At 53.6% G+C, this 19200-nt stretch carries 16 protein-coding genes and 7 pseudogenes; 17 read left to right on the top strand and 6 right to left on the bottom strand.

Annotation, left to right across the window (positions count from 1 at the left end; translation table 11 throughout):
- Positions 1–7 precede the first annotated feature (7 nt).
- Both JZM30_RS08745 and JZM30_RS08740 read right to left on the bottom strand, forming a co-directional pair.
- Positions 8–475 carry a YaiI/YqxD family protein gene (locus JZM30_RS08745; protein ID WP_252318368.1) on the bottom strand — a complete coding sequence of 156 codons (468 nt, stop codon included), beginning with the start codon at positions 473–475 and terminating at the stop codon, positions 8–10.
- A pseudogene (locus JZM30_RS08740) lies at positions 472–582 on the bottom strand (oxygen-dependent coproporphyrinogen oxidase); the annotation flags it as partial. The gene JZM30_RS08745 and the pseudogene JZM30_RS08740, both read right to left, overlap by 4 nt.
- 301 nt (positions 583–883) lie before the next feature.
- Here JZM30_RS08740 and JZM30_RS08735 point away from each other — a divergent pair.
- From JZM30_RS08735 to cysM, 12 genes and pseudogenes are all read left to right on the top strand, one after another.
- Positions 884–1308 (top strand): annotated as a pseudogene (locus tag JZM30_RS08735) (GNAT family acetyltransferase).
- An 85-nt stretch (positions 1309–1393) separates the two neighbouring features.
- On the top strand, positions 1394–1801 hold the full coding sequence (locus JZM30_RS08730) for a sigma factor-like helix-turn-helix DNA-binding protein (RefSeq protein ID WP_252318367.1): 408 nt from the start codon (positions 1394–1396) through the stop codon (positions 1799–1801).
- A complete protein-coding gene (locus tag JZM30_RS08725; protein WP_252318366.1) occupies positions 1785–2732 on the top strand; it encodes a FecR family protein in 948 nt (315 codons plus the stop codon). Before JZM30_RS08730 ends, JZM30_RS08725 begins: the two co-directional genes overlap by 17 nt.
- A gap of 138 nt (positions 2733–2870) precedes the next feature.
- On the top strand, positions 2871–3713 hold the full coding sequence (locus JZM30_RS08720; protein ID WP_252318365.1) for a TonB-dependent receptor: 843 nt from the start codon (positions 2871–2873) through the stop codon (positions 3711–3713).
- Between the two features lie 38 nt (positions 3714–3751).
- Positions 3752–4546, top strand: a complete 795-nt coding sequence (locus tag JZM30_RS08715) for a hypothetical protein (protein WP_252318364.1) — start codon at positions 3752–3754, stop codon at positions 4544–4546.
- Entirely contained in the window at positions 4539–4712 is a 174-nt protein-coding gene (locus JZM30_RS08710; protein ID WP_252318363.1) for an insulinase family protein, read from the top strand. The genes JZM30_RS08715 and JZM30_RS08710 overlap by 8 nt, the downstream gene beginning before the upstream one ends.
- A complete protein-coding gene (locus JZM30_RS08705; protein ID WP_252318362.1) occupies positions 4709–5047 on the top strand; it encodes an insulinase family protein in 339 nt (112 codons plus the stop codon). The genes JZM30_RS08710 and JZM30_RS08705 overlap by 4 nt, the downstream gene beginning before the upstream one ends.
- 1032 nt (positions 5048–6079) lie before the next feature.
- Positions 6080–7541: pseudogene (locus JZM30_RS08695) on the top strand (ABC transporter ATP-binding protein/permease).
- A gap of 138 nt (positions 7542–7679) precedes the next feature.
- Positions 7680–7985, top strand: a complete 306-nt coding sequence (locus tag JZM30_RS08690; protein WP_252318799.1) for a hypothetical protein — start codon at positions 7680–7682, stop codon at positions 7983–7985.
- Between the two features lie 203 nt (positions 7986–8188).
- The gene (locus JZM30_RS08685; RefSeq protein WP_252318360.1) at positions 8189–8791 is read left to right on the top strand and encodes an RpoE-regulated lipoprotein; all 603 of its coding nucleotides are present in this window, start codon (positions 8189–8191) and stop codon (positions 8789–8791) included.
- 210 nt (positions 8792–9001) lie between these two features.
- Positions 9002–9526, top strand: a pseudogene (locus tag JZM30_RS08680) (Dyp-type peroxidase); the annotation flags it as partial.
- Between the two features lie 50 nt (positions 9527–9576).
- A pseudogene (cysM, locus tag JZM30_RS08675) lies at positions 9577–10447 on the top strand (cysteine synthase CysM).
- A 2-nt stretch (positions 10448–10449) separates the two neighbouring features.
- On the opposite strand, the pseudogene JZM30_RS08670 reads toward cysM, so the two are convergent.
- A pseudogene (locus tag JZM30_RS08670) lies at positions 10450–12226 on the bottom strand (ABC transporter permease).
- 13 nt (positions 12227–12239) lie between these two features.
- On the bottom strand, positions 12240–13430 hold the full coding sequence (locus JZM30_RS08665; RefSeq protein ID WP_252318359.1) for an efflux RND transporter periplasmic adaptor subunit: 1191 nt from the start codon (positions 13428–13430) through the stop codon (positions 12240–12242).
- 220 nt (positions 13431–13650) lie between these two features.
- Between JZM30_RS08665 and JZM30_RS08660 the strand changes: the two genes are divergently transcribed.
- The 5 genes and pseudogenes from JZM30_RS08660 to JZM30_RS23580 all read left to right on the top strand — a co-directional run bounded on the left by JZM30_RS08660 (position 13651) and on the right by JZM30_RS23580 (position 16806).
- On the top strand, positions 13651–14316 hold the full coding sequence (locus tag JZM30_RS08660) for a response regulator transcription factor (RefSeq protein ID WP_252318798.1): 666 nt from the start codon (positions 13651–13653) through the stop codon (positions 14314–14316).
- Between the two features lie 14 nt (positions 14317–14330).
- Positions 14331–15732, top strand: a pseudogene (locus tag JZM30_RS08655) (sensor histidine kinase).
- Positions 15733–15822: 90 nt separating this feature from the next.
- Complete coding sequence (locus JZM30_RS08650; protein ID WP_252318358.1) at positions 15823–16293, top strand: hypothetical protein; 471 nt, start codon at positions 15823–15825, stop codon at positions 16291–16293.
- Positions 16294–16299: 6 nt separating this feature from the next.
- Positions 16300–16656, top strand: coding sequence for a hypothetical protein (locus JZM30_RS08645; protein WP_252318357.1), 357 nt, complete (start codon positions 16300–16302; stop codon positions 16654–16656).
- An 18-nt stretch (positions 16657–16674) separates the two neighbouring features.
- Positions 16675–16806: a hypothetical protein gene (locus JZM30_RS23580; RefSeq protein WP_286673521.1), complete on the top strand. Its 132-nt coding sequence runs from the start codon at positions 16675–16677 to the stop codon at positions 16804–16806.
- Between the two features lie 82 nt (positions 16807–16888).
- Here JZM30_RS23580 and crr read toward each other — a convergent pair whose 3' ends face one another.
- Entirely contained in the window at positions 16889–17398 is a 510-nt protein-coding gene (gene crr, locus JZM30_RS08640; protein WP_252318356.1) for a PTS glucose transporter subunit IIA, read from the bottom strand.
- A 41-nt stretch (positions 17399–17439) separates the two neighbouring features.
- Positions 17440–19167, bottom strand: a complete 1728-nt coding sequence (ptsI, locus tag JZM30_RS08635; RefSeq protein ID WP_252318355.1) for a phosphoenolpyruvate-protein phosphotransferase PtsI — start codon at positions 19165–19167, stop codon at positions 17440–17442.
- Between the last annotated feature and the right edge of the window lie 33 nt (positions 19168–19200).

Raw genomic sequence — 19200 nt, 5'->3', positions numbered from 1 at the left:
CAGGGAATTAACGCCGTTGGCGCAGCCACTTATCCAACTCGTTGGCAAAGCGCTGGCGATCTTTCTGATTGAGAGCATCTGGCCCACCGGTTTGCACACCGCTGGCGCGCAGCGTATCCATAAAATCGCGCATCGTCAGTCGTTCTCGGATGGTGGCGGGCGTGTAGGTTTCACCGCGTGGGTTGAGCGCCACGGCTTTTTTTTCCAGCACTTCTGCTGCCAGCGGAATATCGGCGGTAATCCCCAAATCTCCGACGTTGACGCGTTTCACGATTTCGTTATCCGCCACGTCAAACCCGGCGGCAACGCGCACTGACGAGATGTAACGTGACGGTGGCGTACGCGACTGATTGGCGACCAGAACGACACGGGTTTGTGTGCGATCGGCTGCGCGATACAGCACCTCTTTAATCACATTGGGGCAGGCGTCAGCATTCACCCAAATTTGCGGTTCTGCGTCGGTATTGTCGTTCATGCAAGCTCCTTCGCTAACCAATCTTTTACCGGTAAAAAATCCCGATAAAGTGCGGCTTCCGGGCTGTCCGGTTCCGGTTGGTATTGGTATTCCCAACGCACCAGCGGCGTGTTGCCAGCACTCCTCATTAAAGCCGTTCTTGCCATCTGCGGCGGCAAGGTGCTGACACAGTGTGTCTTGCAGCGTCAGTAAAAAGGACTTTACGGTGGAAATATCAGGCTGACTCATGGCGGTGTTAACAAATCCATTATAACAAAAGGGCTACTAGTATAGCCTGTCACAACGGCGAGGTGTTGGCTTTCCTACTGCTGAACGGTGGCGATGAGGGCGGTGGCAGCAAATTGATATTGCGTCTGCGTGAGATCACGCGATAATCAGATTTTCCTTAGCAATCAACGGGGGGATCCCATGGAAATCCGCGTATTCAGACAAGATGACTTTGAAGAAGTGATTACCATATGGGAACGTTGCGATCTGATGCGCCCCTGGAACGATCCAGAAATGGATATTGAGCGTAAAGTGAATCACGACGTCTCCCTGTTTTTGGTGGCCGAAGTGGGCGGTGAAATCGTAGGCTCGGTGATGGGGGGCACGATGGCCATCGCGGATCGGCCTACTATCTGGGCGTCCATCCGGATTTCCGCGGGCGTGGCATCGCTAACGCGTTGATTAGCCGACTGGAGAAAAAACTGATCGCACGCGGTTGTCCCAAAATCCACCTGATGGTGCGGCAGGACAATGATGCGGTGATCGGCATGTATGAAAAACTGAACTACGATATCGTGGATTCCGTTACGCTGGGGAAACGCCTGATCGAAGATCAAGAATATTGATCGCTATTGTTGGTTTTTTGGCTCGTTGTTTAAAAACTGTTGCATCGTTCGATTCGCTTAGATGATAATGGGTATCAATTAATCTTTGCGGTATTTACTGACCCTGGCGGAGCCGGAAGCAATCCGTAATCCACGCGCTTACCTGATGATCACAGCCAACCATGTGATGATCGACCAGTTCCGCAAGCGCAAACTGGAAGAGGATGCATTGGCGGCGCTGGCGCAATTAGCGGAAGGGGCAGAGGCGCAATCTGCCGAACAGCGTGTGGCAATCAGTCAATTGGTAGCCACGGCGCTGCATATACTTAATGAAGAGCTGGATGAAAAAGTGCAGCGCGCGTTCATCATGGCGCGCGTTGAAGGCCATTCCTATCGCGATATCGCTGTTACGTTGAGTGTAAGCGAAAGCAGCGTTAAACAGTATTTGGCAAAAGCCATGATCCATTTCCACACCAGTATCTTCAGCCTGGAAAGCGATGAACCAGAAAGCTGAGCTAGCGCGTATCCAGCAGCAGGTCGCTGAGTGGCTCATCCGCTTTTCTGAACCCGAGGAAGACGAGGTTGCGAATGCCGCACGTGCTGCCGAATGGCAGCGTTGGTGCGAACAGGATGCGCGCCATGAGCGGATTTATCACCAGATGCAGCAACTCTGGTCCAGCGCGGCGATGACACCGGCCACGACGCAGCGTAAGGCGCGACCGCAACGTTTCCTCTCTTTGGCCTTGGTGCTTGGGTTGGTGGGCATGCTTGCCAGCCAACTGCCTTATCGCTACTGGTTGTCGGATCAGCGTACGGCAATCAGTGAAATCCGTCGCCTGACGCTGGATTATGACAGCGTACTGACGTTAAACACCGACTCTGCGGTTAACCTGCATTTTGATACCCGGCAACGCACGGTGGAACTGGTGCAAGGGGAAGCCTACGCACAGGTGGCAAAAGATCCTGCCGGACGCCAGTTTGTGATTCGCAGCTTACAGGCATCTGCCCAAGCGCTGGGTACGCGCTACAGCGTGCGCGAAGTGGGAGAGGAAACCATGGTACATGTGGAAGAGTCTCGCGTTCGCGTTACCGCACAGGGCGATCCTGCGGTCAGTGTTGATCTGAATGCGGGTCAACAGGTCAGCCTCACGCAATATGCGTTGCTGGATGACGTGCAGGACGGCGTGGCAGAAGCGGGCTGGCTGCACAACCAATTGGTGTTTGAAAATGCCCCTTTGAACGAGGTGCTCGATGAGCTACGTCGTTATCACCGTGGCGTTATCTATCTGGACCCGCGCGATCGGCGCATGCTGTATAAACTGCGTTTTACCGGCGTCTTGCCGCTGGATGATACCGGCCGCGCCCTTTCGTTACTCAGTTATTCTCTTCCACTCTCCTATCGGCAGCCTATCGATGCCGTGGTGTTGATCGGCAGCAAAAAATAAAGCTATAAAAATCAAATTTTTTATTAAATATTGAGAATAATTATCAAAATTATTTTCGTTTTGCTCTGCCCGATTTTTGCTGCCTGACGTCATCGTCAGTAGAAATCAAAAATAGCAGCAGGCAGGGAACTCGTATTCATGTCCATTTTTATTATGCAGCAGGGGAAGTTTTGGCCGCAGGCAGTTTTGACTGTGGCATTAAGCGCCGGGATGGCGCAGGCCGCCACGGTCAGCACGGTTCAGTTGCCCGCGAAACCCTTGGAAAAATCGCTGATGCAGTTGGCACGGCAAACCGGCGTTAACTTTGGCGTAGACAGCCAACTGGTGGCTGGCAAGCAGGCGCAGGCGCTGAACGGCCGCTATAGCGTGGAACAGGCGCTGGAAGCGTTGTTGCACGGCAATAATCTGTATGCGGAACCGACTGACGACGGCAAAGGATTTATTATTCGCCCGTTGGCGCAAATCAGTGCCAAACCAACGACGTCAGAGGATCAGAACGCCGAACCTTCTGCTGCTGAGGGACGCAACCGGGGTGATGTCATTACCGTTCAGGCGCGTGTATTGCCGGGGCCCATGGAGATTGGTAGCCAACAGTTGACGGCAGAGGACATCGCGAAAAAGCCGCAGGCGAACGGTAATGTTACTGAGCTGTTACGCACTAACCCCAACGTGCAGTTTGCTGAAACCTCGCGTAGCAGCGCTTCGCCGGGGGAGATTGCTCCTGATGTGGTGTCGTTCCACGGTGAGAAATTCTACAACAACAACTTTATTATCGATGGTATGTCGAATAACGATCGCCTGAACCCTGGCGACAATGTCGGTGCGATCAGTGCGGCGCCTAACGGTAATTCAGCTAACGATTTTCCCTCCGGACATCCAGAATCCTTTTGGATAGACACTAACCTCATTGAAAGCATGTCCGTATTTGACAGCAATATTTCTGCCAAGTACGGCCAGTTCACGGGGGGGTTATCGACATAAAATTAAAACGTCCCTCGTTTACCGACGCCTCAGGTGCTGTGGGTTACCGCACATCACGCGATGCCTGGACCAAATACCATTTAATAACGGCTACCGAGGAAAAAACCTTTTCCACGGCTACGAATCTGAGCAAACAGCCGCGTTTTACCAAGAATTTTTATTCCAGCCAACCGCTAAGCGATAACGCCGCTGTGATGTTTGTTTATGATCGTAAGAATTCCGTGATCCCGTATTGGCATAAATACATGGAAAAGTGGCAAAACCAGGATCGCTTGTCCGAAAGCTACATGCTGCGTGGGGCTTGGGATCCTGATACTAACAATCAGGTTGACCTGCAACTGCTGTATGCGCCCCATACTTCTACTTATATCCGAGCCAACACCAAAAATGGTGAGTACACCAACGAAGGCGGAGGATTTAGTGCCAATTTACAGTGGGAAAATAAAAACCGCCTTGGCAGGATGATGACCAATCTGGTCTACAAACAAAACGAAAATACGATCAATAACCAGAAACGTGATTATTTTAACTGGTTAAAAACACCGAGCATTGATTGGGCCTCTTCAGCATCCACTGCACAAGAAGGTGGTTTTGGCCGGGTAGAAACCGCACAACGCAGCATCAACCTGAAACAGAGTTTTCAGTTTACGCCGTTTTCCACTTATGTAGTTGAACATCAGTGGGATACCGGCTATGACGCCATGCTTTCTGAAGCCATGTATCGCCGCAAAGAAAATACCTATTCTTATACTAGCCCCAGACGTTCGAGCACCATTGTGTGCGGCGGAGATAAAAAGCCCGCGGCCGCACATCACTACCGGCACGTTGCCTAACGGGCTGCACCACACGCTGGTGTCGCTGGAAGGCCAGAAACAGCGCGTTGATATCCGATTGGCGGTAGACGCCGGCTCGGTGGATGAAAACGAGGCACAATCCGGCGTAGCGCATATGGTTGAGCACATGGTGTTCCGCGCCAGCGAAGCGTCGCCGAGCGTATGAATCAGCAGCGCGTTCAGGCGATACGCCAGGGGTCGCGCTATCCCGATCGCCCAGTGATTGGTACGCAAGAGACCATCAACACTATGCCCGCTACCCAGTTGCAGGACTTTTATCAGCGCTGGTATCACCCTTCCAACATGCGCCTGATGGTGATTGGCGATATTGTTCCGCAAGAGGTGGCCGCGGAGATCGCCCGCCAGTTTGTCGCGCTGCCTGCCGTGTCGCTTACTGCCCGTCACTACTACGAGCTTCGCCTGAAACAGCAACTGAACGTGGTGCGCTTGCAGGACAGTGAAAGTGGTGCCGGAACTGTCTGTGGTTACCTCGACGGGTAAGCGTGTTGCGGTGCAGAACTTCCCGCAGCAGCAGGTGGAGCAATGGCAAGCTTGCTAACGGCGATCGCGTGGTTTACCTGCGTACTCCGCTGGCGCGCGACAAGTTTTACCTGTCGGCCTATAGCAATGCCGGGTTTATGGCGAAAACGCTCAACCCATGGCAGGCGCAAATTGCCAGCCAGATTGTGGCACAGAGTGGCACACAGGGCTGGCGTGCGGAGAATTTGCGTGACTGGAAACAAGCGCAAGCGGTGTCGTTCAACGTCAGCCAAAGCGCGGATGAGTTGCAAATTACCGGGCTATCCACGCTGACACAGGTGCAGTCGTTGTTCCAGCTTTATCATGCAATGAACACGCAAGCAGGCATTGATGCCAGCGTCATGAAAGACAGTCTGGCGTCCCTGATGCGCCAACGCGCCAATCGCAGCCAGTCGGCAGGCGATCTGCGTCAGCGTGAAGTGACGCGTTTGCGCTTTGGGCAACCCGCATACCAGGAGCCTGATCAAGCGCAATTGTGTGGGGTCACCGCGCAGATGTTGCTCACCCAATGGCAACAGACAGTAAGCGCACCGGTAACCTACTACCTGATGGCGAACGAACCGGCGGACACGTTCTTGCCACTGGTGGAACGTTATCTGGCGTCATTGCCGCGTGCTACCCGGCCGGCTATCACGCCACATCGGGCACTGGCTGGCACACGTGAATCAACCGTGGCATTGAATATCGAACCGCACTCAGAGGTGCGGGCCTGGAGTTATACCGAACAACCCTGGACGCCACAGGCGGCGGTACAAGTCAGCGTTGCGCGCAACCTGGCAAATAAATATCTGAAAAACAGCCTGCGCGATGAGGCGCTGGGTATTTACCGTATGCGCCTAGACAGTGAGTTGGCCGACAAGGCCCAGCGCATCGAGACCGAGATAAGCTTTACCGCTTCTCCTGAGCGGGGTCATGAACTGTGGCAGCGCGCTGAACAGGTGCTGAAACAGAGGACAGCACCGCTGATGTTGCATTGCAAGGAGACGCCGCCCTATGAGTGCATTATGGGAACTGTGCCGCCCCTTCTGGGGTGGATGGCGCAGTTGGCGCGCCTGGTCGCTGCTGGCCGTTGCTGTATCCATGGGCTTCGGCATCGTCTATCTCAACGTGCAGATCAACGAATGGAGTCGGGTGTTTTACGACACGCTATGCACCTACGACAGCAGTAAGCTGTTCGGTTTGATGAAAGAGTACGCGATTTACATCGCGCTCTATATCGGTATTTTTGTGTATCAGGACTGGTTTACCAGCTTGTTGGTGATCCGTTGGCGTAGCGCCCTGACCGCGCAATTTGTTGATAGCTGGCTGGCAAAGCGCACTTTTTATCGCATGTCGTTAACCGGGAAAATTGACACCCCGGATCAGCGTATCGCCGAAGATATCAATCTGTTCACCGATAAATTGGTCAGCATGGTGGTTGCCTTTATCATCAATGCGGGTCGGTTATCGTCGTTTATGATCATTCTCTGGCAACTCTCTGGCGTGCAACGCTTTACCCTGTTTGGTCGTGAGTGGGCGATCTCCGGCTATCTGGTGTGGGTAGTGATTATCTACACCGTGGTGGGTACTTTGATTACGCATTTGGTGGGGAAAAAACTGCACGGCATCAGCTATGCCCGACAGCGCTCAGAAGCGGATTTCCGTGCCGCGCTGTTGCGTAAATACGACAATGCGGAACAAATCGCGCTCTATGGCGGTGAGGCGCAGGAAAAAACCTATCTGACGCGCCATCTTAGCGATGTCGCCCGCAGTTGGCGTCAACTGATGGACGCGAAGCGTAATATGGGGTTCTTCACCTCCGGCTATAATGCGTGTCAGTCTGATTGTGCCTATTTTTGCTGCGCTGCCTGCCTTTTTATCGAAAACGGTGACGCTCGGCGGCTTAATGCAGATCCGCAGCGCGTTTGCTCAGGTGCACGGTGCGCCGGGAAGCTGGAGCAAACTGTCCGGGCCAAGTGGATTGGGTAAATCGACGCTGCTGCGTACCTTGAACGGACTGTGGCCCTACTATCGCGGGCAGTGGCAAGCGCAAGCGGGCCGCTCGCTATTGTTGCCACAGAAAAGCTATTTGGGGCAGGGGACGCTGGCGGAGATGTTGTGTTACCCGTACCCACCGCTCAAGGATGCCAGCACCATGCAGCACACCCTGAAACGGGTTGGCCTCGGTGAGTGGTGCGATCGTTTGGCTGAGCGACATAACTGGGATCGCATTTTTTCCGGTGGTGAACAGCAGCGGCTGGCCTTCGCGCACGCATTGATCGCTAAACCGGATACGCTCTATTTGGATGAGGCTACCAGCAGCCTCGATCACGGTGCGGCGCGTGCGTTACTGAATGAGCTTAAACAGGCGCTACCGGGCTGTACGGTGATCGCCATTACTCACCAGCGCGAGCTGGACGATTTGTTCCCGCATCACTACGACCTCACTGCATTTCGCTCTGTGACGGCGGGATAACGCCATCAATCAGAAGGAAGGCCTGTGTGGCCTTCCTTCGATCACCCCGCTCTGGTTGCTGATGTGAAGGCAATTATTCCTTTCTGTGGTACGTTGCTTCGGTTAGGTTATCTGAATAACGTTTGCTGGAGCAGAATAATGATCGTAAGAACATGGCACGGATGCGTTCCCGTTTCGCATGCAGCGGGATTTGCGGCACACCTTGATGTCACAGGCATTCAACATTCCCAAAGCATACCGGGCAATTTGGGGGCAGCGGTCAAAAGGGTTACGCAAGGCGATTGGGAGCATTTCTTTCTTGCCACCTATTGGCAAGATATTGAGGCAGTAAAAGCGTTTGCAGATTACCATGTTGCCGTCACCTATCCTGACGATGAACAGTTTGGCCTGTTGTCCGATCCTTATGTTTTTCAACATGAGGTTGAGTCCGCCTCGCCGCTATAATTTGGCAGCAGGCTCACTGATGGGGAGTTTGTTCGTACCGCCAACGTCTTAGGTCGCTCACTTCCCCTTACTGTGAGAATCGACGATAATCTTGCCCGCTTGACCGTTTTTTACGGCACTTTTCTCAGGCCTGAGACTCAAACCCTCACGCATGCGATCGTGGGGTGGCACAGGTGCCGCTCACTGTTAAAGGAATTTATGTTATGAGGTTTCGCTCCGTTCAGTTGGTTGTTCCCTGTGTGCTGGCCGCCTTTTTGTTGACGGGATGTAGCGCGCTCTCCAACTTCTCCTGGTCCAGCCTGTCGCCGTTCAACTGGTTTGGCAGCAAAATCGAGGTGTCGGATGCCGGTGTCGGCGGGCTCAACGGCGGCACGCCGCTGGCACAAGAGCCGATAAATCAGGCGCTGAACGGTAATTATCGTTTGCGCAGCGGCATGGGCACCACTAACGGCCAAATCACGGCGTTCTATCAGGCGCTGGATGGTGATGAGATCAAGTTGTTGATCAGCGGTAAGTCCAAAGCGCAGGTCAATCGCGTCGAGGTTATGGATGCGAAAATTGCCAGCGTATGGGGCGTGAAAATCGGGGATGCATTCAGCGCCCATTACAGTAAAGCCTTTAAGGTCTGCCAGCTTGCTCAAGGGGATGATGCCCGCAGCGTAGAGTGCGTTGAATCGCAAAGCAAGCACGTCAGTTATCTCTATTCCGGTGACTGGAACGGCCCGGAAGGCTTAATGCCCTCTGATGATATTCTGCAAACCTGGCACGTCAGCAAAATCATCTGGCACGCGCAAGCGCGTGACTGATTTTATCGTCTCGACATTTCTTAAGCCACACCTATCAAGCTTTGCGCGGTAACGCGCCAACGTCGTAGCGTTTCAATTCTCTCATTGTTTATTTTTATCCTTTGTTTTTGAACAAAGCACATTGTCGCGAATGCGGTACGATGAGTGCCTTAGGCCACGTAATGCCAAAAAACGATAAAAGCAGATAATTAAAACATGAGGAAGCTTGAAATGACGCAGATACAGAGCGGAATTTTGCTTGAACACCGTCGTTTTGCCATTTTTATTGAAGCCATGATTCAGGGCGAATTCGACGCTATCCGCCTAGGGTGCAAAAAGTTTTGCCAGTCGTTGCAGGAGCGCTTTCCCGATGAGGTGCTGGGGGCGACGCTGGCGTTTGGTCATGATGTGTGGCGCGATCTCGATTGCGAACAAGGAGCGGCTGAACTGAAACCCTTTGCTCCGCTGGGTAAGGGGTTGGCACCGGCAACGCAGCGCGATCTGCTGCTACATATTCAATCTTTGCGTCACGATGTCAATTTCAGTCTGGCTCAGGCGGCATTGGCGGCGTTTGGTTCCGCGATCCATGTTGTTGAAGAAGAGATACACGGCTTTCGCTGGGTCGAGGATCGCGATCTGAGCGGGTTTGTCGACGGCACAGAGAATCCACAGGGCGATGCGCGACGCGATGTGGCGATTATCGCCGACGAACGGCCGGATGCGGGTGGCAGCTATTTCTTCGCTCCTTCGCTGGAAAAACTGCTCGCGTCGTAACATTTTCACGTTGAGTAGGTAGGGGAGACGCGTTGAGTACGCTGGATAACACAATTGGCAATACGCCACTCATCAAGCTGCAAAGGCTGGTGCAGGATACCGGCAGTGAGATCTGGCTTAAGTTGGAAGGCAATAATCCGACTGGCTCGGTAAAAGATCGTCCGGTCCGCTTTATGGTGGAGCAGGCTGAGCGGCGCGGAGAAATAACCCCTGGCGATCGGCTGATTGAAGCCACCAGTGGCAATACTGGTATTGCGCTGGCGATGATTGCCGCTGTGAAAGGGTATCGCCTGCGGCTGTTGATGCCGGAGAACATGAGCCGTGAGCGGCAACTGGCGATGTGCGCCTACGGCGCAGAGCTGGTGCTGGTAAGCCCTGCGTGTGGCATGGAAGGCGCGCGATTTGGCGCGCCAGATGGCTGAATCCGGTGAGGGCAAGGTGCTCGATCAGTTCAATAATCCGGATAACGCGCTGGCGCATTTTATGACCACGGGGCCGGAAATCTGGCAGCAAACGCAAGGCGCACTCACCCATTTTGTCTCTTCAATGGGCACCACCGGCACGCTTTCCGGCGTCAGTCGCTTCCTGAAACAGCAGCGTGCATCCGTCTGTACCATCGGTTTACAACCCGCGTCGGGGAGTCATATTCCAGGAATCCGCCGCTGGGCGCCGGGATACGAGCCGGAGATTTTTCAGCCACAATACGTTGATCGTGTAATGGATATTACCCAGCAAGAGGCGGAAACCACGCTGCGATGCTTGGCTCATCAAGAGGGTATTTTCTGCGGCGTCAGTTCCGGCGGTGCGGTGGCGGGAGCACTGCGCGTGGCGAGGGAAAACCCCGGTAGCGCGATTGTCTGCGATCGCGACGATCGCTATCTGTCTACCGGCGTATTTGGTTAATACTATTCCCGTTCCAGCGAGTGTATTGGTTCCATATTATGCGGCGCGCCGGGCGGGGAAGAAGCCAAAAATCACCCCAATCAAGCTGGCGCACAGGAACGCGGCAACAATAATAGATGCTGGCGAGTAGATTAACGAGAAGCTGCTGAAGAAGTGGCTAAATATCGCTCCCGCCAACAGCGACAGCGAAACCCCCAACACGCCGCCCAGCAGCGAAATAAACGCAATAGCGGAAACCAGCAGCGCCAGCGTGGTGGTGGCTTTCTCGATGGTTTGACGAATGCTGTCGGTGTTGAAAACAAAGAAGTCTTTGCTGCCGTGGAGCTGGGTTAAAATCTGGGTAATTCCCTGTTCTGCCACGCTCAAATCCACGTTGTCTTTGACTCTGACGGTGATGCTTCTCAGGTAGGACTGCCCGATCATGCGTTTCATCGCCGTGGTGTAGGGTACCCAGACGTTCAGGTTTTCATCGCTGCCAAAGCCACTGCTGTTTTTTTTTCCACCACGCCAATAATCCGCACGGGAAGCGATCCTAGCAGGATCACCTCGCCTATAGGGTTCTCCCCGTTGGGAAACAGCTTCTGCAATGTGTTCTGATCGATAACCGCTTCCTACGACAGATTATCCACGTTGGCGCGTGGGAAAATCATCCCCCTGTGCCACACTGTAGCCGCGCACGGTGAAAAACTGTTCTCCTACACCGTTGGCATTGGCCGTGACGGCAATATTGCCATAGCGCAGTGTGACTCTGGTGGCGACAGAGGGTGTCACGCTGTGAACGTAAGGTTGCTGCGCCAAAGGTTCGATATCGGTCGCACGCAGCGTTTGAATGGCGCTCGAACGTTGGTCACCGAAATCCTCGCCAGGATAGATCTCCAGCGTACTGGTACCCATTGCACTGATGTCGGCCAGCACTTGCTGTTGCGAGCCTTTGCCTAGCGCAACCACAGAGACCACCGAGGCGATACCTATAATGATACCGAGCATGGTTAGAAAGGTGCGCATGCGCTGAGCGTTCATCGCCAGCAGCGCCATTTTGAAGGCATCGATAAAACGATCGCGCGCTTGGCACTGGTGTTCCCTTGCGGCGCAGTCTCGGCAGGAGTCGTTGTACTGGCTGAATCCGCGATCACTTCGCCATCGCGCAACTCGATGATACGCCCGGCATGGCGCGCGATCTGCATATCGTGGGTCACGATAATGATCGTGTGCCCCTGCGCGTTCAGATCTTTCAAAATGGCCAGTACTTCGTTACCGCTGTGCGTGTCCAGTGCGCCAGTTGGCTCATCCGCGAGGATCACCTGACCGCCGTTCATCAGAGCGCGGGCGATACTGACGCGCTGTTGTTGCCCGCCGGAAAGTTGGCTGGGGCGATAGTTCAGGCGTTCACCCAATCCAAGGCGGTGCAGCAGCGCCGCTGCGCGCGGTCGCGCCCGGCGTAAATGGCGGGGATTCGACATTGCCCTGTGCGGAAAGATCGCCCAGCAGATGATAGCGTTGAAAGATAAACCCGAAATACTCCCGACGCAGCGCGGCCAGGCTATCGCTGTCAAGCGTCGCTACCGCTTGCCCGTTAACCCGATATTCTCCTTCCGAGACTTTATCCAGACAACCAAGAATATTCATCAATGTCGACTTGCCGGAGCCGGAAGCCCCAACAATAGCGACCATCTCACCCGCATGAATCGTCAGGTTTATCGTTTTCAACACGTTGACCGTTTGGTCACCGTTGGTAAAACGGCGTGAAATTCCCGTTAGTGTTAATAAAGGTTGAGTCATTCGTTAGCTCCCCTTACATCGGAGGCGGGCCGGGGTGGCGCGCCGTTGATGATGAAGAACCAGGTTGCTGGCTGATGATCACTTGTTCACCCGCGCTGACGCCGGTGAGTAATTGGGTATGCACGTTGTCGTTAATACCAATAGTCACGTCACGGGATTCACGTTGACCTTGCGCATTAACCACTTGCACCACGGTTTTCCCATTAAGCTGCTGTACGGCCGTGGCGGGCACCACCAGCGCGTTTTTTACCGCAGCACGCAGAATATACACTTGCGCCGTCATCGAGATACGCAGCGTGCCATCCTGGTTATCAACATCAAACAGGCCGTTGTAATAAATCGCCTTAGATGTTGAAGAGCTGGAACTGCTGGATGAACTGGTAGTCTCGTCGTTGATGGAATCCGGCGTCGGTTTGATAGCGCGCAGTGTGGCTTGATAGCGCTTGTTGGGCTGGCCAAGAATGGTAAACCAGACCGGCATGCCGACTTTCACATTGACCACATCGGCTTCGGAAATCTGCGCCTTCACTGTCATGGTGTTCAGGTTCGCCACTTTGGCGATGGTGGGGGTATTTTGCGCCGCGTTGACGGCCTGCCCTGCTTCCACCGGAATGGCGACAATGGTGCCATCCATCGGTGCGGTAATTTGCGTATAGCCCAGATTGACCTTGGCGGTGCTGGTGGCAATCTCCGCCTGCGCGATTTGTGCGTCGAGGGCGGCAATGTCTGCTGTGGTGGCATCCAGAGTGGCCTTGGCGCTGTCATAATCGGCCTGTGCACCCACACCGCGTTGCATTAGCATTTGCTGACGCTGCCAACTAAGCTGATTGTTGCGCAGCGTGGCCTGCTTGGCCGCACGCTGCGCCTGAATGTTTTTCAGCGCGGCATCGCTGTCTTTCAGCGTATTTTGCTGTGTTAAATCGTCAATTTCTGCCAGCAGTTGTCCCTTGCTCACCTTATCGCCAAGTGCAATATGCAACGCTTTGATTTGCCCTGACACCTGGGCACCGACGCTGACCTGTTTGAGCGCTTCAATGGTGCCATCTGCCAGGACGGTCTGCTCAATATCTCGGGTTTCTACGGGCGCGGTAATGTAGTTCACCGGTGGTGGGGCGGCGAAAAAGTACTTATAGTCAAAATAAATGGCAACGATGGCAACCAGCGCCAGTAGCGACGTACGTAATGACAAAAAACGAGCAGGCATGAGCAGTTGAATATCCTTATCGAGTGTTGACGTCTCAGCAGGGTACTGACGTCTGACGGGGCGATGCTAACCGCATAGAACAAAGCCGTTACTTTACCCTGACTCTATGACCCGATCTCGACTATTTAGTGCTATAGAAGGTAAGAATTCAGTAAAGATGGCTGCGAAAATACGTATTAAACGAGAAAATAACCGCCAGAACCGCCAAGGGGAGCAAGGTGTGAAGCTGTTGTTGGTTGATGATGATGTGGAGTTGGGAAACCTGCTTTGTGAGTATCTCAGCGCTGAGGGATTTGCCGCATCGCGAGTGTTGACAGGGAAAGAGGGCGTGGAAAGCGCGCTGTCAGGAAATTACACCGTCATGATTCTGGACGTTATGTTGCCGGATATGAGCGATATTGATGTGTTACGCCAGGTGCGTAAATCGAGCCGGTTGCCGATTATCATGTTGACGGCTAAGGGTGACAATATCGACCTGGTGATTGGTCTGGAAATGGGGGCCGATGATTATATGCCGAAGCCATGTTTCCCCCGTGAACTGGTAGCACGCTTGCGCGCGGTGCTGCGTCGTTATGATGAGCGCCCGGAAAAGCAGGAAAGCGAAGAGACTGCCACATTAGGCGAACTGGTGTTGAACCCCGCTACGCGCACCAGCGAATGGAAAGGACACCCCTTTGATTTAACCGCCTCCGAGTTTAATTTGCTGGAACTGCTGGTGCGCGCGTGCGAGCGCGTGGTCTCCAAAGATGAGCTATCGGAAAAATGTCTGGGGCGGCAGCGTGAAGCCTACGATCGCAGCGTCGATGTGCATATCAGCAACATTCGGCAAAAGCTGGCCGAACTGCCGGGCAGCAACATGACCATTGAAACCGTGCGCAGCGTATGATACCGGATTCGTTGATGATGCAGGGACGCTTGTTCTGGAAAATACTGTTTGGCTTCTGGTTGACGTTTTTATTGATATCGCAACTGCTGTGGTTGGGGTTCACGTTGTATGACGGTGGGCACTGCGCGCCGCCGGAAGATGTGATGATCCAACGCTTGATGTCGTTACAACTGTCGATGGCGCAATCTGCGTTACAACAGGGTGGGCAGTCCGCGCTGGACGCACTGGAAGCTCAGTGGCTGCCACAGGAACGCGGTTTTCTGCGCGTATCTACCACGGTAACCGATGCCGAGAAATGGACTCCACCGCCTGAGCCGTGGCGTGAACCGCCAGCCAGTGATATCCCGCCTCCCGGTGGCCCGAGGCCGCCAGCGGATGAGGAACATCACCGGGGCGATCGCCCAATGCCGCTGGTCAACGCGGTCAATGGGCCTAATGGCGAGCGCTATTGGGTCTCTTTTGATGTTCTGCGTTTGCGCGATGAAACCTACGCACCGCGTCCGATGTTGATACTCAATATTCCTGAACCGTTGGTATGGATTGCGGGATTAGGCGGGCTGCTCTTCAGTGGGGTATTGGCCTGGAACCTGACCCGGCCGCTCAATCGCTCGCGCGCCAGCACAGGGAGATTTATCCATTCGGCTGTTGCCGGACATGAAACGACGGCACGATGAGTTGAGCGACGTAGCGCGGGATTTTGATGCCATGGTCGAGCGGTTGGAGGTGTTGGTGAGTTCCCGCGAACAACTGCTGCATGATGTGTCTCATGAGCTACGTTCACCTCTGGCGCGTTTACAGTTGGCCATCGGGTTGGCGCACCAAAATCGCGATAATATCGATACCTCAATGCAGCGCATCGAAGGTGAAGCGGCGCGCATGGACAAAATGATTGGTGAACTGCTGACGCTATCACGCGCCGAGCATCAGGTGGTTGATGAGTCCTACTTCGATTTGTACGGGTTGGTCGACGCAGTGGTAAACGATGCGCGCTATGAGGCGCAAGTACCGGGGGTTACCATTCTGTTGGAGGCGGATACTGAGCAGGATCACACGGTAAAAGGTAATGCTGAGCTGATGCGGCGCGCGTTGGATAATATCGTGCGCAACGCACTGCGCTTTTCAACCCGCGAGCAGACGGTGCTGGTAGACCTGCGTGGCACGGAGCGCGAGTGGCTGCTTTGTGTCACCGACCAGGGGCCGGGGGTGGAGAAAAATAAGCTATCCAGCATCTTTGATCCCTTTATTCGCATCGAATCGCCGCAGTCCGGCAAGGGCTATGGATTAGGGCTGGCGATTGCCCGCAAAGTGGTGATGGCGCACGGGGGGCATATTGAGGCCGATAACGGCCCGCAGGGGGGATTGACCGTGCGTATCTTTATTCCTCGTTGGCAAGAAACCGTAGCGCAGAGCCATTGATTAGCACGTTTTTTTAAACGGTAGCCGTGTGTTTTTGTCCGAAACTTACTTTTCTATGGATACACAAACTCCCGATTCAGGATGACCTACATGCTTTCGGATTATCTCTGCCATATCAATAATGCGCCTTTTCGCATACCCGGCAACGGACTTTTTGACTATAAGCTAGGAGCAGTTCCGACGGTACGACTCTTTCAAGAGGTTATCGTCGTCAGCAATGATGGTGTAGGGCCAATGGCGTTGTCTGCGCGTTGTTCTGTTCCTGTGTTGTCATCCCTGGCGGCCAATGCTTGCGTAAGTCGCATTACAGGGGTTAGCGGGTTTTCCCAATTTGACGATATTGTGCGGGTGGCGCGCTTTATCGGAGACAACAGTGGATATCCCCCTACTGTGCAACGTACCCTGCGTGAGGCGTTTTATCAACGCTGGAAATCTGTTTCTCTCGGCGAGCATGCGCTATTGGCACGTTGCGTTGCGGTAGAGCGCGTATTGGCGGGGCAATCGTGCAAGACGGTTGCCGAGGCGCATGGCATTCCTGAACGTAGCATACTAATGCATTAGCTGAATATGCTGGCGGTTGATGGTGAGTCGGGCTCGCGGGTTTGTGCGGGCGAATGCTGTTATGTCGTGGCGGATATCTACGGTATTGAATCCGATAGCTTCGCCTTCAACGAGTTGCAAAAGCGTACGGTGATGGGATTGGCAGGGGAACGTGTACGTAACGGTGAATCCTGCCGACTGGTCGCCAGAGAACATGGCATCAGTCCGTTATTTATGGCGATGTGCGCTCTGGAAAACATCGCCGTGAAAACGGTTGCCGGGGCTCGAGTGTGGCAGGGGGAACTCTGTTACGTGGTGGCGAGGGATCACGGAATCAGCCATTGCCATGATGCGATGCATGATCTGGAGATGGTTGCTGTGTAGGCCTTCGGGGCTGATCGGGTGAAAAACGGGGAGTGCTGCGCACTCGTAGCCCTGTCACTGGGGATTGCATTGGATGGAGGAGCGGTAAAGGTGCTGGCAGCCCTCGAAATGGCCTCTGCCGGTGCGGAAAAACGCCCGCGCTTACAGTGAGTAGGGTGGGGCAATAAATAAAAACCCCACCGTCAGCGCACTGGCCATGGGGGAGGTACGAGGTGCTGTACTCAGAAAAACGCTACTTTTTGATACGGATAACCGGTGTTTCACCGACAACAACAGTGCCGCTCAACTTGGTCAGCTCTTTGATTTCATCCATGTTGGAGATAACCACCGGCGTCAATGTTGATTTGGCCTTTTCTTCCAACAGCGCCAGATCGAATTCAATGACCAGATCGCCTTTCTTCACGTGTTGGCCTTCTTCCGCTATGCGTTTGAAGCCTTCACCTTTCAGCTCAACGGTATCGATGCCGAAGTGAACGAACAGTTCAATACCGCTGTCGGATTCGATAGAGAAAGCATGGTTAGTTTCAAAAATCTTGCCGATGGTGCCATCAACCGGCGCCACCACCTTGTTGCCAGTCGGTTTAATGGCAATACCGTCCCCGACAATTTTTTCAGCAAAAACAACGTCAGGAACGTCTTCGATATTGACGATTTCACCAGACAGCGGTGCAATGATTTCAATGCTGCCAGTATCTTTTTTGTCATCAGATACCAGAGATTTCAGTTTATCGAACAAACCCATGATCTTCTCCTAATCATTAATATTGGGTCAGCATAGCAGAATCAGCAGAGCGTTTTTTCTTTGATGAATCGGCTCACTACATCGCTCAGTTCTTGCGCTGTGGGTTGGGAGAGCGCTTGTTCTGCCAACGCTTTGGCATCGTCGTAATTTGCATTACGAATGATCTTCTTGATGCCAGGAATTGAGATTGCACTCATGCTGAATTCATCCAAACCCATACCCAATAATAGCAGTGTAGCACTTTCGTCACCAGCGAGCTCGCCGCACATCCCCGTCCATTTGCCTTCAGCATGAGATGCGTCAATGACCTGCTTGATCAAACGCAATATTGCTGGAGACATCGGGTTATAGAGATGAAAGATAAGCTCATTACCGCGATCAACTGCCAGAGTATACTGGGTTAAGTCATTTGTCCCAATACTAAAAAAGTCCACTTCTTTCGCCAGATGGTTGGCAATGGCGGCCGCAGCAGGTGTTTCAACCATTATGCCCACCTCGATGCTCTCATCGAAGGCTTTCCCTTCTGCTCTCAACTGCGATTTCAGCAGTTCCAGCTCGGCTTTCAGCGCACGCACTTCCTCTACGGAAATGATCATCGGGAACATGATGCGTAGCTTGCCAGACACCGACGCGCGCAAAATGGCACGCAGCTGTGTATGAAGAATTTCTTTACGATCGAGACAGATACGAATTGCTCGCCAACCCAGGAACGGGTTCTCTTCCTTCGGCAGGTTCATGTAAGGCAGATCTTTATCGCCGCCGATATCCATGGTGCGCACGATAACCGCCTGCGCCCCCACGGCTTCTGCCACGGCTTTGTAGGCCTGGAACTGCTCTTCTTCTGTCGGGAACGCATCGCGATCCATAAACAGGAATTCGGTGCGATAGAGCCCAACACCTTCTGCGCCGTTGCGCTCAGCACCGGCAACATCACGCACGGTACCAATGTTGGCGCACACTTCTACCTGATGCCCGTCGAGCGTGATGGCGGGCAAATCCTTCAGTTTTGCCAACGCGTCTTTTTCAGCGTAGTACTGTGCTTCCAGCGCTTTCAGCTGTTCGATAACGTCCGGCGTCGGGTTCTGATAAATTTTGTTGTTCACGCCATCCAGAATCAGATAGTCGCCGTTTTTTATCTGCTGGGTGGCATCCGTGGTGCCGACAATCGCGGGCAGCTCCAGAGAACGCGCCATAACGGAGGTATGGGAGGTCCGGCCGCCGAGATCGGTAATAAAGCCCAGCACCTTGTCCAGGTTCAACTGCGCGGTTTCTGATGGCGTCAAATCGGTTGCGATCAGGATCGATTCTTCTTGAATATCGCCAAGATCGATAATCGGCATACCGAGAATGTTTCTCAGTAGGCGTTTACCGATATCGCGCATGTCCGCTGCGCGCTCTTTCAGGTACTCATCGTCCAGTTCTTCCAACGCTTTCGCCTGATTCTCGATAACTGAGTAGGTTGCTGCATCGGCAGAGTGACGGTCCTTTTTGATCAGGGCTATGATTTCCTGCTCGAACTCTTCATCTTCAAGCAGCATGATATGCCCTTCGAAGATGGCCTCTTTCTCAGCGCCCAGGGTTGCACCTGCTTTGGTCTTGATGGCTTCCAACTGTGCAGAAGCCTTGGCCCGGCCACTCAGAAAAAGTTCGATTTCTTGTTCAACGTCTTCAGCAGTAATTTTCTTCCGGCTGATGACGATTTCGTCCTCCTTCAATAACAGCGCGTTACCGAAAGCAAAACCGGGTGATACTAATATGCCTGAAATCATAACCCTACCTTCACTCGAAACTGATGTTCACAC

Source organism: Candidatus Symbiopectobacterium endolongispinus, assembly GCF_018777385.1.
Classification (GTDB): domain Bacteria; phylum Pseudomonadota; class Gammaproteobacteria; order Enterobacterales; family Enterobacteriaceae; genus Symbiopectobacterium; species Symbiopectobacterium endolongispinus.
This window is presented reverse-complemented; position numbering and strand designations above follow the sequence as displayed.